Here is a 16532-nt window from a genome sequence, read left to right as displayed (position 1 = left end):
CGTGCACGTCTTCTGCAAGGAGAAAACTATGTCTAACTCAGACAAAGTCTGGCCAACGGGACTGACCCAGGCCGAATCGGAAGAGATTCACCGCAATCTCATCCAGGGTACGCAGATTTTCGGCATGATTGCCGCATTTGCTCACCTGTTGGCCTACATCTATTCACCCTGGCTCAAGTAAAGGGGACAACTCATGATCTATTCGAAAATGTGGTTGGTGGTGAAACCTTCTGTAGGCATTCCAGTGTTCATTGCTGCTGTGGCCGTCGCGTCCTTCAGCGTGCACTTGGCTTTGACCTTGAACACCACGTGGGTGAAGAGCTTCCTCAATGGCGGCGCCAAAGTCGTTGCAACCGCTCCGGCGGATGCTGCGGCGAAAAAGTAAGGGGCTTGCCCCGCCGAAAGGCCAGGCGCGAGAGCGCCTGGTCCTTCCTTTATGAACAAAACCAACACATCGTGGACGCAATCGCTGGCCAATTTGGGGCCACGCTTTTTGCCTTTTGCCGACGCCGCCAGTGAGGATTTGCCACTGTCGCGTTTGCTGCGTCTGTCGCTGTTTCAAATTTCTGTGGGCATGGCCATGGTCATGCTTGTGGGCACCCTCAACCGCGTGATGATCGTGGAGCTCAAAGTCTCGGCCACGCTGGTGTCCTTCATGGTGGCGCTGCCACTGCTCATTGCGCCGCTGCGCGCGCTCATTGGTTTTCGCTCTGACAACCACCGCTCCCAGCTGGGATGGCGGCGCGTCCCCTACATCTGGATGGGCAGCTTGCTGCAATTTGGTGGGTTCTCCATCATGCCTTTTGCACTGCTGGTCCTGGCCGGTGCTGGACAGTCCAGCCAGGCCCCGGCGTGGGTGGGGCAAGTAGGGGCTGCCGGGGCCTTCTTGTTGGTGGGCCTGGGCATGCACACCGTACAAACCGCCGGTCTGGCGCTGGCCACCGACTTGGCCCCGCCAGAGCGTCAACCCCAAGTGGTGGGCCTCATGTATGTCATGCAGCTGATCGGCATGATTGGCAGCGCCTTGATGTTGGGCTATTTGCTGCACGACTACAGCCCTGGTCAACTCATTCGCGTGGTGCAGGCCGTGGCTGTGACCACACTGGTGCTCAATGTGATTGCGCTGTGGAAGCAAGAGCCGCGCAGCCGATTGCGCAAGCCCGGCACGCCCATAGAACACAGCTTTGCGCAAGCCTGGCAACTGTTTTGCCAAGGCCCCAACACCGTTCGGCGCTTGCTCGCTGTGGGCCTGGGCACCATGGCCTTCACCATGGAAGACGTGTTGCTTGAACCTTATGGCGGTGAGATTTTGCACATGAGCGTGTCCAGCACCACCTTGCTGTCGGCTACTTTGGCCTTGGGCGGTTTGCTGGGCTTTGCTTGGGCTTCACGCGTGCTGGGACGGGGGGGCGACGCCTACCGCATGTCCGGCTGGGGCACTTGGATCGGCTTGCCGGCTTTTGCGGCGGTGATGGCTTCGGCTCCGCTGGCATCGCCTGCAGTCTTTGTCTTGGGGATCTTCTTGATTGGCTTGGGTGGCGGCTTGTTCGCACATGGCACCCTGACGGCCAGCATGCAGTTGGCGCCACCCGGTCAGATCGGCTTGGCCATGGGTGCTTGGGGCGCTGTTCAAGCCACGGCCGCTGGTGTGGGCATGGCGCTGGGCGGCATCGTGCGCGACACCGTGGCCATGGTCAGCAGCCCGGTCATGGGTTATTCGGCGGTGTACCTGATCGAAATCTTGTTGCTGGCGCTGACCTTGTGGGCGATGGGACCTTTGATGCGCTCAGCGGTGCGGCCCCAAAACAACTCTGCATAATCAATTACCTTTCAACCCCTCACCTCGACCCACCACCCAAGGACTCACCATGGAAATCAAACACATTCTCATCATCATGTTCGCGGTTTTCTGCCTGTTCATGCTGGCCAACTGGTTCAACCGCCCACGCAAGTGAAGCTCTGGCAGGACGGGTCAGCCCACAAAAAAGCCACCGCGAGGTGGCTTTTTTGTGGGCGACTGATGGAGATCAGTTGCGCGTGTCGCGGTAACCGCTGCCATAGCCGGTGGTCGGCTCTTTGGGCTTGGAGATGTTCACCACGATGGATCGGCCGCTGACCGACATGCCGTTCAGGCCCGTGATGGCGGCTTGGGCTTCTTCGGCGCTGGACATCTCGACAAAGGCAAAACCTTTGGAGCGTCCGGTGTCGCGGTCCATCATGACTTTGGCCGACAGAACGCCGCCAAATTCAGAGAAGTTCTGACGCAAGCTGGCGTCGTCGATGGTGTAGGGCAAATTGCCCACGTAAATTTTGCTGCTCATGTTTGAGCCTTTCAGAGAGGTGGCTTGGCAGCTTCAAAACGAAGCCGACAGGCAGGGAAAAGCGGATGCCTGACCAAGGCCAGGAAGCCGCAGGAAAACGCGCCACGGGCCGTGAGGCTTTAGCGCATTTGTTCGGGGCTGGGGCTGTTTTGCAGCCAGTCGCGCGTGGTGTCGAGGACGCGGCGCGCAGCATGTTGGGTGAAAGCACAAGCCGTGCGGTGCAGGGCGGACGTCAGGTCCAGCCCTTGCAGAGCAGGGCGGGCCTGACGCAAAGCCGTGGCAGCTGTTGTTCGGTCAAGGCCGGTGCAAAAAGGGTGTGTCGAGGGCGAAGCGACCGTGGAGCCCGTGCGGGTGGTAATCGGGGAAATCAAAATCAATCGAGTCGCAAACCATCCAGGGGCTTGCTCAGAGCTGTGAGAAAAATGCCGAAGCCTGCAGCTCAACAGGAAACGGTGTTCGAAGTCAATCGATGCCAATGCAGACGCCTTGTGAGCCATCTGCGTTTGTTCATGCGGGTGTTGCAGAACAAGTTCACATTATATTTCCAAATGAAATAAAAGTCAAATTTTTTATTTCCATCAGTTTGAAAGACATCAGGGTCCAGCGATGGCGTGGCGCATCAACAAGAGCGACAGCACCCACATGGTCACGCCGATCAACACGTCCAGAACCTGCCAGGCGCGCGGCCTTGCAAACCAGGGGGCCAGCCAGCGCGCCCCAAAGCCCAGGGCGCTGAACCACATCAGACTGGCCGCACTGGCCCCGGCCGCAAACCAGCCCTGCAGGGGCGCGGGCTGCTGCGCGCCAATGCTGCCCACCAAGAGCACCGTGTCCAAATACACATGCGGGTTGAGCAAGGTAAAGGCCGCCGCTTGCGCCAGCGCCGCTCCTCGGCTCAGGCCCTGGCCCGTGTTCGTCACATCCAGTGCGTTGGCCTGGCGCGCCCGCTGCAGTGCCCGCCAGCCATACACGGCCAAAAACGCCGCCCCGCCCAAAGCCAAAGCCCGTGCCAGCGCAGGCCGATCGCCCAGGGCTTGCGCCATGCCCAGCACGCCCGCCGCGATCAGCAGCGCGTCGGCCAGTGCACAAAACGCCACCACGCTGCCCACATGCTCTCGGCGCAGACCTTGGCGCAAAACAAAAGCGTTTTGCGCCCCAATGGCCACGATCAGACCCAAGCCCAAGACCATGCCATGCACAAAAACAGGCGAGGCCCCTCCAACACTTGACAGCACACTCATGCGATGCGCGCTTTAGAGCGCGAAAGAATTCGAAAGGAGGGATTGTGCCGGGTTGGCTCAGTCATGGCCCTTGGCCGGCACCTCTGAGAAGGCTGGGGGCAGCCCCACCCAGGGGGCATAAAAACCATCGTCGGCTGTCGGCGCAGCGGGAGCCTGTTGTTGCAGCAAGACCTCCCAGCCGGCCTGGGCGCTGTCGATCAAGGGCAGGGCGCAGTGGGCTTGCAGCAGCCGGGCGTAACCGGCCAGACCCGCACCGCCCAAAATGATGCTGGCCACACCGTGCTGCGCTGCGTTTTGGCAAGCTTGGCTGAGACATTGAATGGCCATGTCCGGGTCGGCTTGCAGCGCTGCGCCGGTGGGGGCCACGGTTTCGATGTGTCGCAGTTGTGCGCCATATCCCAATCCCTTGGCCAGACGCTGCAGCATGGGCTTCCAGCGCTCGCCCCCGGTCACGATGGCAAAGGGCCCCAGCGCAGCGGCCCGGATGAAAGAGGCCTCGGCCAGACCCGTCACCGGGTAGCCACTGACCTCACGCAGCGCGAACAAACCCGGGTCGCCAAAGCAGCCAATCAGCACGCCGTCCAGCGGCTGTTCTGGCGTACCCCGGTGCGTGGTCCACACATCCAGACACGCATGGGCCGCCACCGCATGGCTGGCTTCGCAGGCGATGTAGGGGGCGCCAAATCGGGCGGTCTGAACCAGCAGCTGTACACCCGAGGGCACTTGGGGCTGCAAAACCTCCTGCAGCCGCTGTGTGGTCAGCGGGTTGGTGTTGGGGTTGATCAGCAAATAGCGGCGCTGTGCGGTGGAGTCCATGCGGGGTGTTCCTTTTCAGTGTGTGTGCCGTCGACTTCAAATCAGGTTCGGGGCTGCGTTCATGGTGCTGCAATCTGAATGTGGAAGTGGGATTTATTGCATACAAAGAAAACACCAAATTGGGGTGAGACTCCATAGGTGCAAACCAGAATGGTGCCAGAAAACACCATTTTTGTGCCTATTTTTCAGGGCTAAATTGACGCCTTTAAGCCTTGACTTCTATCGACAGACGGATGATTTGAGAACCATAACGGGCATGACGATTGCATACAAAAAATGCTTGCCAGACTTTTGAAGCTTATGTTAGCTTACGACACCGATCTGTTGGTTGCCTGGGTCTGGTGCACATTTTTTCAACGCACTTTTACTGGAGTCTTGATGATGAAGCGGTCTATCCTTTCCCCTCGTTTGCCCACATCCTGGGCGTTCACCATGGCTGTCGGGATGGGGCTCAGCGCCATCTCCATGGCCGCTCAGGCGCAAGAGAAAGTCTTGCGCATTGCCATGACGGCGGCGGACATTCCACGAACCCTGGGGCAGCCTGACCAGGGCTTTGAGGGCAACCGGTTCACCGGCATCCCGATGTACGACGCCTTGACCCACTGGGACTTGTCCAAAGCCGATGCCCCCAGTGTGGTAGGACCCGGCTTGGCCACTTCATGGACGGTGGGGGCGAGCGACAAAACCAAATGGACTTTCAAGCTGCGCCCCGGCATCAAGTTCCATGACGGATCGGCAGTGAACGCTGATGCCATTGTTTGGAACGTGCGCAAGGTGCTCGACAAAGACGCGGTGCATTTCGATGCCAGCCAGGTGGGCGTGACCGCTTCGCGCATGCCCACACTGCGCAGCGCTCGCAAAATTGACGAGCTGACAGTGGAGTTGACCACCAGCGAACCCGATGCGTTTTTGCCCATCAACCTGACCAATTTGTTCATTGCCTCGCCTGCGCATTGGCAAAAGAAATTTGATGCCGCTGCAGGCGCTACACCCGCAGACAAATCTAAGGCCGCCTGGACCGCCTTTGCCGCAGATGCCTCCGGCTCTGGCCCCTTCAAAATGGCCCGATTTGTGCCGCGTGAGCGCCTGGAAATGGTGGCCAACAAAACCTATTGGGACGCCAAGCGCATGCCCAAGGTCGACCGTGTGGTCCTCGTCCCCATGCCTGAGGCCAATGCCCGCACCGCCGCTTTGCTCGGTGGCCAGGTCGACTGGATCGAGGCCCCCGCCCCCGACGCCATGCCGCAAATTCGCCAGCGCGGCTTCAAGATTGAAAGCAATGCCCAGCCCCATGTCTGGCCTTGGCAGTTGTCGTTTGCCGAAGGCTCGCCTTGGTTGGACAAGCGGGTGCGCCATGCGGCTAACCTGTGCGTGGACCGCGAGGGCCTGAAAACCCTGCTGGGCGGCATGATGGCAGCCCCCAAAGGCACGGTGCCTCCGGGTCACCCTTGGTGGGGCAACCCCAAATTTGACATCAAGTACGACGTGAACGCGGCCAAGGCCTTGATGACCCAAGCCGGTCACAGCGCGGCCAAACCTCTTAAGGTCAAGGTGCAAATTTCGGCATCGGGCTCAGGCCAGATGCAGCCCTTGCCCATGAATGAGTTTGTTCAGCAGTCGCTCAAGCAGTGCTTCTTTGATGTCCAGTTTGACGTGATCGAGTGGAATACCTTGTTCACCAACTGGCGTCGTGGGGCCAAAGACCCTACGGCCAATGGTGCGGACGCCATCAACGTGAGTTACTCCGCCATGGACCCCTTCTTTGGCATGGTGCGCTTCACCAGCATGGGCACCTTCCCACCGGTGTCCAACAACTGGGGTTACTTTGGCAACCCCGAGTTTGAAAAGCTCAATGCGGATGCCCGCACGCAGTTTGATGACAAAAAACGCGACGAAGCGCTGGCCAAATTGCACGCCCGCATTGTCGAAGAAGCACCTTTCGTCTGGATTGCCCATGACGTGGGACCCCGTGCCATGAGCGCGAAGGTCAAGGGTTTTGTGCAACCCCGCAGCTGGTTTGTCGATTTGGCGCCCGTGTCGATGGATTGATGGTCCAGGTGTGGGCCCATTGGGCCCACACCGCTGGGTGTGCAGTCAGGTTGTGAACGGCCTGATTGCTCACTTTTTAATTGCAGTTTTGGAGTGCTGGCATGCTCGGCTTTTTGTTGCGGCGTCTGATTTATTCCCTGCCCATCATGCTGGGGGTGGCGCTGGTTTGCTTTGCATTGGTGCACTTGGCACCCGGTGATCCTCTGGTGTCGATTTTGCCGCCTGACGCATCGGCCGATTTGCAGGCCCAGCTGATCGAGTTGTACGGGTTCAACCGCTCGTATCCCGAGCAATTTGTGACCTGGGTCTGGCGTGCCCTGCAGGGCGATCTGGGCACATCGATTGCCAGCAACCGCCCGGTGGCGGCCGAGGTCATGACCGCCGTGGGCAACACCTTGCGACTGGCCATGCTGGCCACCCTGATCGGCTTTGTGTTGGGCTGTTTGTTTGGGTTTGTGGCCGGGTATTTCCAGAACTCTTGGCTGGACAAGTGCGCCTCTTTGCTGTCTGTGCTGGGCGTCAGCGTCCCGCACTACTGGCTGGGCATGGTCTTGGTGATTGTGTTTTCGTCGATCCTGATGTGGCTGCCGCCCGGTGGTGCTGGGCCGGGGGGATCCAGCCAGTGGGTTTGGGACTGGGAGCACGTCAAGCACATGCTCTTGCCCGCCATCACCATGAGCGTGATTCCGATGGGCATCATTGCGCGCACGGTGCGGGCCTTGGTGGCCGACATCCTGGCGCAAGAGTTCATTGTGGGTTTGCGCGCCAAGGGCTTGACCAATCTGGGTATTTTTTGGCATGTGGTCAAAAATGCCGCCCCCACGGCCCTGGCGGTGATGGGCTTGCAATTGGGTTACTTGCTCGGCGGGTCGATCCTGATCGAGACGGTGTTCTCCTGGCCTGGCACAGGCTTTTTACTCAACTCGGCCATCTTCCAGCGCGACTTGCCCTTGCTGCAAGGCACGATCTTGGTGCTGGCCATGTTTTTTGTGGTGCTCAACCTCATCGTGGATGTGATCCAGACCTTGCTGGACCCTCGCATTGCACGCGCTTGATCCCGACCTCAAGGAATTGACATGACTTCATTGAATGCGGCCGCCAGCCCGGTGCTACCGCTGGTGTATGAGCGCTCTGCCGGTTATTGGGAAACCGTGGGGCGTCGGTTTTTGCGCGACAAAGTGGCCGTGGGGGCTGCTTTGGTGGTGCTGTTTTTGATGGTGCTGGCTGTTTTAGGGCCGTGGCTGGCGCCCATGGACCCTTACCAGTCGTCCATGCTCAAACGCCTCAAGCCGATTGGCTTTGAAGGCCACCCCTTGGGCACCGACGAGTTGGGCCGCGACATGCTCAGCCGCTTGATGGTCGGTGCCAGGCTGTCTTTGTTCATGGGCATCACCCCCGTCATTTGTGCCTTTGTCATCGGCTCCTTGATTGGCATCACCGCAGGTTACATGGGTGGCTGGGTCAACAGCGTGATGATGCGTACCATCGACGTTTTTTATGCCTTTCCTTCGGTCTTGTTGGCCATCGCCTTGTCGGGCGCTTTGGGCGCGGGCATCACCAACTCCCTGATTTCCTTGACGATTGTGTTCATCCCGCCTTTGGCGCGTGTGGCCGAAAGCGTGACGACGCAGATTCGAGGGCGTGATTTTGTCGAGGCGGCCAGGGCCTCGGGCGCATCCGCTTTCACCATCGTGCGGGTGCATGTGCTGGGCAATGTGCTGGGGCCGATTTTTGTGTACGCCACGAGTTTGATTGCGGTGTCCATGATCTTGGCCTCGGGTCTGAGCTTTTTGGGCCTGGGGGTCAAACCCCCCGAGCCAGAGTGGGGCTTGATGCTCAACACTTTGCGCACCGCCATTTACACGCAACCCTGGATTGCAGCCTTGCCTGGGGCGATGATTTTCATGACATCGATTGCTTTCAACCTTCTGGCCGACGGCTTGCGCTCGGCCATGGAAATCAAACAGTGAGGTCCGAATGACAATGGCCAATGATGAGGCGGGTGGATCCAGCCAGCCGATGCTCTCGGTGCGTGGCTTGGTCAAGCACTTTCCGCTCAAGAAAGACTTGTTGGGCCGCAGCACTGGCATGGTACGCGCCGTGGATGGGGTCAGCTTTGATGTGTTCAAGGGCGAGACCTTGGGCGTGGTGGGCGAGTCCGGTTGCGGCAAGTCGACCACGGCGCGTTTGCTCATGCAGCTGATCACGCCCGACCAGGGCGAACTGGTGTTCGATGGCCAGACGGTGGGCAGCAAGTCGCTGCCTCTGAAGGACTATCGCCGCCAGGCCCAAATGGTGTTTCAGGACAGCTACGCGTCCTTGAATCCACGCTTGACCATGGAAGATTCGATCGCATTTGCCCCCATGGTGCACGGACTGCCCGAGCGCGAGGCCATAGACCGGGCGCGTGACTTGCTCGAACGGGTGGGCTTGGCACCGCAGCGCTTTGCTGAGCGCTATCCCCATGAGTTGTCAGGCGGGCAAAGGCAGCGCGTCAACATTGCCCGGGCTTTGGCTTTGCAGTCGCGTTTGATCATCCTTGACGAGGCGGTTTCTGCCCTGGACAAGTCCGTGGAAGCCCAGGTGCTGAACCTCTTGCTTGACTTGAAAGAAGCATTTGGTCTGACCTACATCTTCATCAGCCATGACCTGAATGTGGTGCGCTACATGAGCGACCGGGTCATGGTGATGTACCTGGGCCAAGTGGTGGAAGTGGGGGACAGTGAAACCCTGTTCAAGCATGCCGCGCACCCCTACACCCAAGCCTTGCTCTCGTCCATCCCGACACTGGACCCTGACAGGCGCACCGAAAAGCCGCCGTTGGCCGGTGACCCGCCCAACCCCATCAACCCGCCCAGCGGCTGTCGTTTTCACACCCGCTGTGTGCACGCCCAAGCCATTTGCAGCGACAAGATGCCGGAGTTGGCCCAAGCCCAACATGGCCAACAGGTCGCCTGCTGGATGCATGTGGCCGGCGCAGCGCACTCTGGGGCACCTTCTGGGATGAGCGTGGTCAAACCCATGGAGGTCGCGGCATGAAACCGGAGACGCCAACACCCGCATTTGTGGACATCCGTCAGTTGCATGTCACCTTCACCGGCGGCAAAAAACCCGTGCAGGCCGTCTCGGGCGTGGACTTGCGCGTGCAGCGCGGCGAAGTGGTCGCCCTGATTGGCGAGTCAGGATCTGGCAAAAGCGTGACCTTGCGCACCTTGCTGCGTTTGCATGCCGAAAAGAAAACCCAAATCACAGGGCAAATCCGGGTGGGCGATCAGGACGTGCTCACGCTGTCGCAGGACCATCTCAGCCGCTTCCGTGGACGCGTGGCGTCCATGATTTTTCAGGAGCCCTTGCTGGCGCTGGACCCGGTTTACAGCCTGGGCCAGCAAATCATCGAAACCATTCGCCGCCACGAAGATGTGAGCGAGGAAACGGCCCGGCAGCGGGCCTTGGCCTTGTTTGAGCGGGTGCGCATCCCGAGCCCAGAGCGTCGTTTGCAGGCTTATCCGCATGAGATGTCAGGCGGTATGCGCCAGCGCGCCATGATTGCCTTGGCCTTGGCTTGCCAACCCCAGTTGCTGTTGGCCGATGAACCCACCACCGCATTGGACGCGACCGTCCAAATCCAGATCCTGCTGCTTTTGCGAGAGCTGCAAAAAGAAATGGGTTTGTCGGTGATTTTTGTCACCCACGACATCGGTGCCGCTGTGGAGGTGGCCGATCGGATTGCCGTGATGTATGCCGGCCGCATTGTGGAGGAGGGGCCCGCCCGCACCTTGATGCGCGAGCCCCGGCACCCCTACACCCGTGCGTTGCTGCAAAGCCGCGCAGACGGGGCATTGGCCAAAGGCCAGCGTCTGGAAACCATTGCCGGCTCACCCCCTGATTTGACGAATCTGCCACAGGGCTGCGCCTTTGCCAGCCGTTGCAAGGTGGCGGTGCCTGAGTGCTCGGCCACACGCCCCGAAGTCACTTGGTTGGCCGATGGCCACAGTGTGCGCTGCTTGCTGGCCCAGTCTCAGCCCAATTCTCAGCAAGCAGCCTGATCAATGGGGTCTGATCATTTTTTCAAAGTGAGTTGAACATGAGCCGACACACCGACGTCCTGTGGGACAAAGCCCACGCCTTCATGCCATACCCCGCCAAGCCCGTGGCCCACGCCGCCACGGGTCCTTTGTCAGGTCTGAGCTTTGCGGCCAAGGACATCTACCACGTCAAGGGTTACCCCACCAGCGGCGGCCAACCTGTGCTGATGGCCCTGTGGGGCGTTCAGGAACGCACGGCCCCGGTGGTGCAAAGCTTGCTCGACGCGGGTGCCCGCTTTGTGGGCAAAACCGTCACCGACGAGTTGGCGTTTTCCATGAACGGTCAAAACGCGCATTACGGCGCGCCCATCAACGGCGCGGTGGCCGAACGCATCAGCGGCGGGTCGTCTTCGGGCTCGGCGTCTGCCGTGTCCAACCGTATGTGTGATTTCGCTTTGGGCTCGGACACGGGCGGCTCGGTGCGGGCCCCTGCCAACCATTGTGGTTTGGTGGGCATGCGGCCCAGCCAGGGCCGCATCAGTTTGCAAGACACCATGGCCTTGTCGCCCAGCCTCGATACCTGCGGCTGGTTTGCCCGCGATGTGCCCACCTTTGCCCGCGTGGCGAATGTCTTGTTGGGCCAGGATGCGCAGCCCCTGCCCGATCAAATCCGCTTGCTGGCCCCGACCGACATGTGGGCGCTGGCCACACCCGGTGCCCTCAAAGCCCTCAAGCCGGTGCGTCAAAAAATAGAGCAGTGTTTGGGCAAGGCCAAACCGGTTCGTGTCATGAACGCAGACATGGACACCATGTATTGGCATTTCCGCGCCATTCAGGGGCGCGAGGCTTGGGATGTGCATGGTGGTTTTCTTCAGCGGTTTCAGCCGGTGCTGGGTGCTGCGGTGGCCCAGCGTTTTGACTGGTCGTCCCAAGTCACCGACGAGCAAGTGGCCAAGGCGAGGGCTTTTCGCGAAAACTGGCGCACGCACATGCAACACATCTTGGGCACCGACGGCGTGCTCTTGATGCCCACCATGCCCGATGTGGCCCCCTGGATCCGTCAGACCGATGCCGAACTGGAAGACTACCGAAACCGGGCCACCAGCTTGCTGTGTGTGTCGGGCATGGCCGGCTTGCCGCAGGTGAGCTTGCCTCTGGCCAGCCATCAGGGCGCGCCCTTGGGAATCTCTTTGGTGGGGCCAGAGGGTTCAGACCGCAGTCTGGTCCGATTGGCAGAACACATCCACCGTGCCTGGTCCTGAAACCCGCAGGGTCATCCCATGCGAGCGGCTTCAAAGAGGACTCAGGCGCACGCTCACAGGCAGCGAATGAATCTCGCAATCTTCGGTCGAACCTTGACGCTCCAGCACCAAGTAGGCGCCGTTGTCCAAGGCCATCAGGGGGTGATGCCAAGTGCCTTTGTGCAGGGTGAAGCCTTGCTGACCCGTGACCTCAAAGCACCGCAGTGTGCGCAGGTCGGGCAGGTCTTGACCCAAGGCCACCAGCAAACGACAGCGCGCACCTGTCAAAGGCACAAAGGTCTGGCTGCCGCGTTGGTGTCGTTCCAACATGTGGCAAGGGCCCTCAGGGTTTTGCGCCAGCGCATGGAACACCGCCAACACCGCTTGGCCCTGATCGCCCGCCAAGTCCAGGCCAGCGGGCAAATTGAGTCGCCCGCTGGTGCCTTGGTTGATGGCCTGTTGGGCCGGTGCAAACAAATTCAACACCTCGCCGTAGGGCGAGAAATCTGGTGCGCTCAGGGGCTGACAAGCCAGGGTGCCAATAGGTTGTTCAGTGTTCATGAAATGACTCGGTTATCAGGAAGCCATCATGACAGATGAACGTCGAATGGGCGTGCGGCCGCCACGAAAAACCAAGCCTGACAAGCTTGACCAGACCTTGACAGGCTTGGAGGCTGCTCCTGTGCTGTCCAGCGCTGCTCAGGCGCGTGCAGTGGTCCCAAGCACAGGTGCTGATCGGGTCTATGAGGCGATTTATCAGGCCGTTTTGGAGCGCCGACTGTCCCCGGGCGAGCGCTTGCGAGAGCAAGAACTGGCCGAGCAGTTCAATGTCTCTCGCACCTTGGTGCGCCAGGCCCTGCAACGCCTCGCGCAAGAGCAAGTCATCGAACTGCTGCACAACCGCGGTGCACGCGTGCCCATCCCCAGCCTGGAAGATGCGGGCAGTGTTTTTGATGCCCGCAGGGTGGTGGAGTGCGAAGTGGCCAGGCAACTGGCTGGGCGACTGAGCGCGGAGCAATTGCAGACCTTGCAGCATTTGGCCACCATGGAAACCGAGGCCGATCGCCAAGGCGAGCATGCGTTGGCCATTCGTCTTTCGGGTGAATTTCACCAAGCCATGGCGCACATGCACGGCAACCCGGTTTTGACCCGTTGGCTCAATGGCTTGCTGCCCACCACCTCTTTGCTGATGTCCCGCTTCAAACGCCAGGGGGGGCAAGTGTGTGTGGCCCACCGCCATGTCGACTTGATTGCGGCCCTGCAAAAAAATCCTGCATCGGCAGGCGCTGAAATGCGCAAACACCTCAACGAATTGGAGCAGTCCCTGACGGCACCCACCGCCCCTCGAAGGCAATTGCGCGATGTCTTTCAAGCCTACCGGGACAGCCCCGAATGAACACCTCTGAAGATCGAAACATGAATTTCAATCCCGAACATTTGTCTTCCTTGCGCATCGACGCCAACCGTTTGTGGCAATCGCTGATGACGCTGGCCCAAATCGGTGGCACCGAAAAAGGCGGTGTCTGTCGCCTGGCCTTGACCGAACTGGACCGCCAAGGCCGTGACCTGGTCACGTCTTGGGCACGCGAAGCGGGCATGACGGTCACGGTCGATCAAATCGGTAACGTCTTCATGCGAAGAGCAGGGCGGCAGCCCGACTTGCCGCCCATCATGACCGGCAGCCACATCGACACCCAACCCACAGGGGGCAAGTTCGACGGCAACTACGGCGTGCTGGCTGGACTGGAGGTGGTGCGCTGCCTGAACGACCACGGCATTGAAACCGAGGCCCCCATCGAGGTGGCCTTTTGGACCAACGAGGAGGGCTCCCGCTTTGTGCCGGTGATGATGGGCTCGGGCGTTTTTGCAGGCGCGTTTTCGCTGGAGCACGCCTACCAAGCCCAAGACCAAGAAGGCAAAACCGTGTTGGAAGAGTTGCAGCGGATTGGCTATGTCGGCACCGAGGTGCCGGGGCAGCACCCCATCGGGGCGTACTTCGAGACCCACATCGAGCAAGGCCCAGTGCTCGAAGACGCGGGCGTGACCATTGGCGTGGTCAGCGGTTCTTTGGGCATTCGATGGTTTGACTGCATCGTCACAGGCATGGAGGCCCATGCGGGCCCCACCCCCATGGCCCTGCGCCAAGATGCCCTGCAAGTGGCCACGCACTTGATGCAAGCTGTCGTCAGCACGGCCCACAAGTACGCACCGCACGCCAGAGGCACGGTGGGCATGGTGCATGTGCACCCCAACAGCCGCAACGTGATTCCGGGGCGGGTCAAGTTCAGCATCGACCTGCGCAACAACACCGACGCCGGGGTGGAGGCCATGGCCGATGAAATCAAAGCCTTGGCTCAAAGTTTGCAGGGCAGCACAGGCCTGCGCATCGAGCTGACGCTGGTGTCGAGTTTCCCGGCGCAACCTTTCCATCCGGCGTGTGTGGAGGCGGTGTCTGCCGCTGCGAAGCAGCTGGGTTACAGCCAAATGCCGGTGGTCTCGGGTGCCGGGCACGATGCCATCTACACTGCCCGTCTGGCCCCAAGCGGCATGATTTTTATTCCCTGCAAAGACGGCATCAGCCACAACGAAATCGAAGACGCCAAGCCCGAGCACATCGAAGCGGGCTGCAACGTGTTGCTGCACGCCATGCTGGGCCAAGCCAAGGTCGTGTTCTCTTAAGCCCCCCCCACCTGGCCTGCACTGGGGGCGTGCATGGGTCCCGTCCAAAAGGGTGCCTGTTGCGCACCAAAACAGGATTGGACAAAAGCAGAGCCCATCTTTGTGGGCACAACGCCCTCGTGGCGAACAGCCCCTCAGAGCACAACAGCGCCGCATAGCACGACCGCCGCCATCACCAGCAGGCCGTGCGCCTGCTTGGCCGGGCATTTTAAAGAAACGGGCACATCTCCTGCTAGTGAGACTCGGAACAAAAAAGGCACGCCGTGCCCTTTGTTTGTATTCGAACCTCTCCACTCAAGGAATTCCCATGAAACGTCGTGATTTATTGGCAGCGGGTGCCGCCACATTGGCCGCCCCGTGGGTCCACGCCCAGTCTTCTGCCTGGCCCAGCAAAGGCCCCATCCGCTTGATCTGCCAATACCCGCCCGGTGGCCTGGTGGACACCGTGGCGCGCATGATGGCGCCGCACCTCTCGAGCGCCTTGTCGCAAACCGTGGTGGTGGACAACCGCGCAGGCGCTGGCGGTTTGATCGGCACCGAATACGCGTCGCGCCAAGCCGCCGATGGCTACACCCTGCTGGTCAGCCACGCCTCGGTGCACATTTATGCCACCGCCACGCGTCGCACCATGCCCTTTGATCCAGTCAACGATTTCACCCACATGGGCATGCTGGTCGAAGCGCCCATGCTGCTGCTGGTGCGGGCCCAGTCGCCTTACCAAACGCTGGCGCAGTATGTGAACGCCGCCAAAACCAAACCGACACGCTTTGGCACCTCGGGCATCGGCTCGGCCAACCACCTGTATGGCGAGTTGCTCAAAATCGAAGGCCAGGCCAGTGAGCATGACCATGTGCCCTACCAAGGCAGTGCCCCGGCCATGCAAGACCTGCTGGGCGGCCAGATCGACAGCGTGTTTGACCCCGTCACCACCAACGTCAACCAGCTCAAGGCCGGTTCATTGCGCGCCTTGGCCGTGTCCACACCCACACGCATGGCGGCCTTCCCCAACATCCCCACCTTTGCCGAGTTGGGCTATGGCTCGCTCACCGGCTCTCAGTGGCTGGGCCTGTCTGCGCCCAAGAATTTGCCCGCCCCGATTGCGCAGCGCCTGACCGCGCTCATCCCTGAAATCTTGGCCAAACCCGATGTGGTGGCACGGCTCGAAGAGGTGCAAACCCTGGCCCGCAAGACCCCTGTGGTGGGCGACGATTTCGTCAAGCTCATCCAGTCACAAATCACCACCTGGAGCGCGGTGGCCAAACGTGCCAAGGTCGAAGTGATCGCCTGAGCGTCAGCCAAGGTTTTCACGCCACCCACCGGCGGCGGCATCCAGTGAGGGCTAGACTGGGTGCTGCCGTTTTTTCGTTGTCATTTCCCTCAACCCCCACCCCGTGGAACCCCTTCATGACCGAAGTCGACTTTGACCAGATCAGCAGCTACCAGCGCTACAAGCTCATGGCCAGCCTGATCGTGCCCCGGCCCATCGCCCTGGTGACCACGCTCGGGGCCAACGGGGTGATCAATGCCGCGCCGTTTTCGATGTTCAACATGATCGGCGAAGACCCGCCCATCCTGATGATCAGCATCAACCGCCTGCAAGACGGCCGCCTCAAAGACACGGCCGCCAATATCCTGCACAACGGCCAGTTTGTGGTGCACATGTCCGACGAACCCATGGCGCAAAAAATGCACCACTGTGGCGAGTCCATGCCTTCGGACGTGAGCGAGCTGACCGCCGTGGGCCTGACGCCCGTGCCCTCGCACACCGTGGCCCCCCCGCGCATCCAGGAAGCGCCCATTGCGTTTGAGTGCGTGCTGCACGAAAAGCTCGAAACCCCCAGCCGCTACGTCTTCATTGGCCGCATCCAGTGGCTGGCCGCCCGCGAGGGCCTGATCGACACCGAAGCCTGGCGCGTCAACCTGCGCGATTACAAGCCGGTGGCCCGATTTGGCGCGAGTTTTTACACCCGCACCGAAGACCGGTTTTCATTGTCGGACAAGCCGGGCGAAGCGCCGTTGGTGAATACGGCCATTGATCAGATGTAAGTTTGGTTGCTTAGGTATTTGCTGCTGGTAACTTCAGGTATGCGTGGCGACTTACAGACGCGATAAACACACGCAAACGGTAAACGGGGCGCAAGACAAAAATATTTTTTTCAC

The 16532-nt window shown here is 60.4% G+C and carries 18 protein-coding genes; 13 read left to right on the top strand and 5 right to left on the bottom strand.

The features are described 5' to 3' along the window. The first annotated feature begins 28 nt into the window (after positions 1–28). The 3 genes from pufB to ABWQ00_RS08550 are packed head-to-tail and all read left to right on the top strand — an operon-like array spanning position 29 to position 1819. Positions 29–181 carry a light-harvesting antenna LH1, beta subunit gene (pufB, locus tag ABWQ00_RS08560; protein WP_026039355.1) on the top strand — a complete coding sequence of 51 codons (153 nt, stop codon included), beginning with the start codon at positions 29–31 and terminating at the stop codon, positions 179–181. Between the two features lie 12 nt (positions 182–193). Beyond that, positions 194–385, top strand: a complete 192-nt coding sequence (locus tag ABWQ00_RS08555; RefSeq protein WP_353238249.1) for a light-harvesting protein — start codon at positions 194–196, stop codon at positions 383–385. Positions 386–436: 51 nt separating this feature from the next. Beyond that, entirely contained in the window at positions 437–1819 is a 1383-nt protein-coding gene (locus tag ABWQ00_RS08550) for a PucC family protein (protein WP_353238248.1), read from the top strand. Between the two features lie 208 nt (positions 1820–2027). Here the strand turns inward: ABWQ00_RS08550 and rbp are convergent, their stop codons facing one another. The 4 genes from rbp to ABWQ00_RS08530 form a co-directional block, all read right to left on the bottom strand. Next, positions 2028–2321: an RNA-binding regulator gene (gene rbp, locus ABWQ00_RS08545; RefSeq protein WP_300556152.1), complete on the bottom strand. Its 294-nt coding sequence runs from the start codon at positions 2319–2321 to the stop codon at positions 2028–2030. Between the two features lie 119 nt (positions 2322–2440). Further along, complete coding sequence (locus tag ABWQ00_RS08540; RefSeq protein ID WP_353238247.1) at positions 2441–2698, bottom strand: hypothetical protein; 258 nt, start codon at positions 2696–2698, stop codon at positions 2441–2443. Positions 2699–2914: 216 nt separating this feature from the next. Then, positions 2915–3562, bottom strand: coding sequence for a LysE/ArgO family amino acid transporter (locus ABWQ00_RS08535; RefSeq protein ID WP_353238246.1), 648 nt, complete (start codon positions 3560–3562; stop codon positions 2915–2917). Between the two features lie 57 nt (positions 3563–3619). Next, positions 3620–4378: an aspartate/glutamate racemase family protein gene (locus ABWQ00_RS08530; RefSeq protein ID WP_353238245.1), complete on the bottom strand. Its 759-nt coding sequence runs from the start codon at positions 4376–4378 to the stop codon at positions 3620–3622. A gap of 432 nt (positions 4379–4810) precedes the next feature. On the opposite strand from ABWQ00_RS08530, the gene ABWQ00_RS08525 reads away from it, so the two are divergent. The 6 genes from ABWQ00_RS08525 to ABWQ00_RS08500 all read left to right on the top strand — a co-directional run bounded on the left by ABWQ00_RS08525 (position 4811) and on the right by ABWQ00_RS08500 (position 11714). Next, positions 4811–6427, top strand: coding sequence for an ABC transporter substrate-binding protein (locus ABWQ00_RS08525; protein WP_353238244.1), 1617 nt, complete (start codon positions 4811–4813; stop codon positions 6425–6427). A 101-nt stretch (positions 6428–6528) separates the two neighbouring features. Beyond that, positions 6529–7482, top strand: coding sequence for an ABC transporter permease (locus ABWQ00_RS08520; RefSeq protein WP_353238243.1), 954 nt, complete (start codon positions 6529–6531; stop codon positions 7480–7482). A gap of 21 nt (positions 7483–7503) precedes the next feature. Then, positions 7504–8397 (top strand): ABC transporter permease, encoded by an 894-nt coding sequence (locus tag ABWQ00_RS08515; protein ID WP_353238242.1) that lies wholly within the window; start codon positions 7504–7506, stop codon positions 8395–8397. Positions 8398–8404: 7 nt separating this feature from the next. After that, on the top strand, positions 8405–9466 hold the full coding sequence (locus tag ABWQ00_RS08510) for an ABC transporter ATP-binding protein (protein ID WP_353238241.1): 1062 nt from the start codon (positions 8405–8407) through the stop codon (positions 9464–9466). Next, a complete protein-coding gene (locus ABWQ00_RS08505) occupies positions 9463–10473 on the top strand; it encodes an ABC transporter ATP-binding protein (protein WP_353238240.1) in 1011 nt (336 codons plus the stop codon). Before ABWQ00_RS08510 ends, ABWQ00_RS08505 begins: the two co-directional genes overlap by 4 nt. A 38-nt stretch (positions 10474–10511) precedes the next feature. After that, the gene (locus tag ABWQ00_RS08500) at positions 10512–11714 is read left to right on the top strand and encodes an amidase (protein WP_353238239.1); all 1203 of its coding nucleotides are present in this window, start codon (positions 10512–10514) and stop codon (positions 11712–11714) included. Between the two features lie 30 nt (positions 11715–11744). Here the strand turns inward: ABWQ00_RS08500 and ABWQ00_RS08495 are convergent, their stop codons facing one another. Continuing rightward, on the bottom strand, positions 11745–12254 hold the full coding sequence (locus tag ABWQ00_RS08495) for an ureidoglycolate lyase (protein ID WP_353238238.1): 510 nt from the start codon (positions 12252–12254) through the stop codon (positions 11745–11747). 28 nt (positions 12255–12282) lie between these two features. Between ABWQ00_RS08495 and ABWQ00_RS08490 the strand changes: the two genes are divergently transcribed. The 4 genes from ABWQ00_RS08490 (at position 12283) to ABWQ00_RS08475 (ending at position 16418) form a co-directional block, all read left to right on the top strand. Continuing rightward, positions 12283–13089 carry a GntR family transcriptional regulator gene (locus ABWQ00_RS08490; protein ID WP_353238237.1) on the top strand — a complete coding sequence of 269 codons (807 nt, stop codon included), beginning with the start codon at positions 12283–12285 and terminating at the stop codon, positions 13087–13089. 20 nt (positions 13090–13109) lie between these two features. Further along, complete coding sequence (locus ABWQ00_RS08485) at positions 13110–14372, top strand: Zn-dependent hydrolase (protein ID WP_353238278.1); 1263 nt, start codon at positions 13110–13112, stop codon at positions 14370–14372. Positions 14373–14679: 307 nt separating this feature from the next. Next, entirely contained in the window at positions 14680–15660 is a 981-nt protein-coding gene (locus tag ABWQ00_RS08480; RefSeq protein ID WP_353238236.1) for a Bug family tripartite tricarboxylate transporter substrate binding protein, read from the top strand. A gap of 116 nt (positions 15661–15776) precedes the next feature. Beyond that, positions 15777–16418, top strand: coding sequence for a flavin reductase family protein (locus tag ABWQ00_RS08475; protein ID WP_353238235.1), 642 nt, complete (start codon positions 15777–15779; stop codon positions 16416–16418). Positions 16419–16532 lie beyond the last annotated feature (114 nt).

The organism is Limnohabitans sp. (assembly GCF_040400975.1).
Taxonomy (GTDB): Bacteria; Pseudomonadota; Gammaproteobacteria; order Burkholderiales; family Burkholderiaceae_C; genus Limnohabitans_A.
Note: the sequence above shows the minus strand (reverse complement) of the source record. Positions and strands in the feature narration are given on the sequence as shown.

Excerpts from the sequence above, each read along its gene's own strand:
- pufB (WP_026039355.1), top strand. The coding sequence starts at position 29 with ATGTCTAACTCAGACAAAGTCTGGCCAACGGGACTGACCCAGGCCGAA.
- ABWQ00_RS08555 (WP_353238249.1), top strand. The coding sequence starts at position 194 with ATGATCTATTCGAAAATGTGGTTGGTGGTGAAACCTTCTGTAGGCATT.
- ABWQ00_RS08550 (WP_353238248.1), top strand. The coding sequence starts at position 437 with ATGAACAAAACCAACACATCGTGGACGCAATCGCTGGCCAATTTGGGG.
- rbp (WP_300556152.1), bottom strand. The coding sequence starts at position 2,321 with ATGAGCAGCAAAATTTACGTGGGCAATTTGCCCTACACCATCGACGAC.
- ABWQ00_RS08535 (WP_353238246.1), bottom strand. The coding sequence starts at position 3,562 with ATGAGTGTGCTGTCAAGTGTTGGAGGGGCCTCGCCTGTTTTTGTGCAT.
- ABWQ00_RS08530 (WP_353238245.1), bottom strand. The coding sequence starts at position 4,378 with ATGGACTCCACCGCACAGCGCCGCTATTTGCTGATCAACCCCAACACC.
- ABWQ00_RS08525 (WP_353238244.1), top strand. The coding sequence starts at position 4,811 with ATGGCTGTCGGGATGGGGCTCAGCGCCATCTCCATGGCCGCTCAGGCG.
- ABWQ00_RS08520 (WP_353238243.1), top strand. The coding sequence starts at position 6,529 with ATGCTCGGCTTTTTGTTGCGGCGTCTGATTTATTCCCTGCCCATCATG.
- ABWQ00_RS08515 (WP_353238242.1), top strand. The coding sequence starts at position 7,504 with ATGACTTCATTGAATGCGGCCGCCAGCCCGGTGCTACCGCTGGTGTAT.
- ABWQ00_RS08510 (WP_353238241.1), top strand. The coding sequence starts at position 8,405 with ATGACAATGGCCAATGATGAGGCGGGTGGATCCAGCCAGCCGATGCTC.
- ABWQ00_RS08505 (WP_353238240.1), top strand. The coding sequence starts at position 9,463 with ATGAAACCGGAGACGCCAACACCCGCATTTGTGGACATCCGTCAGTTG.
- ABWQ00_RS08500 (WP_353238239.1), top strand. The coding sequence starts at position 10,512 with ATGAGCCGACACACCGACGTCCTGTGGGACAAAGCCCACGCCTTCATG.
- ABWQ00_RS08495 (WP_353238238.1), bottom strand. The coding sequence starts at position 12,254 with ATGAACACTGAACAACCTATTGGCACCCTGGCTTGTCAGCCCCTGAGC.
- ABWQ00_RS08490 (WP_353238237.1), top strand. The coding sequence starts at position 12,283 with ATGACAGATGAACGTCGAATGGGCGTGCGGCCGCCACGAAAAACCAAG.
- ABWQ00_RS08485 (WP_353238278.1), top strand. The coding sequence starts at position 13,110 with ATGAATTTCAATCCCGAACATTTGTCTTCCTTGCGCATCGACGCCAAC.
- ABWQ00_RS08480 (WP_353238236.1), top strand. The coding sequence starts at position 14,680 with ATGAAACGTCGTGATTTATTGGCAGCGGGTGCCGCCACATTGGCCGCC.
- ABWQ00_RS08475 (WP_353238235.1), top strand. The coding sequence starts at position 15,777 with ATGACCGAAGTCGACTTTGACCAGATCAGCAGCTACCAGCGCTACAAG.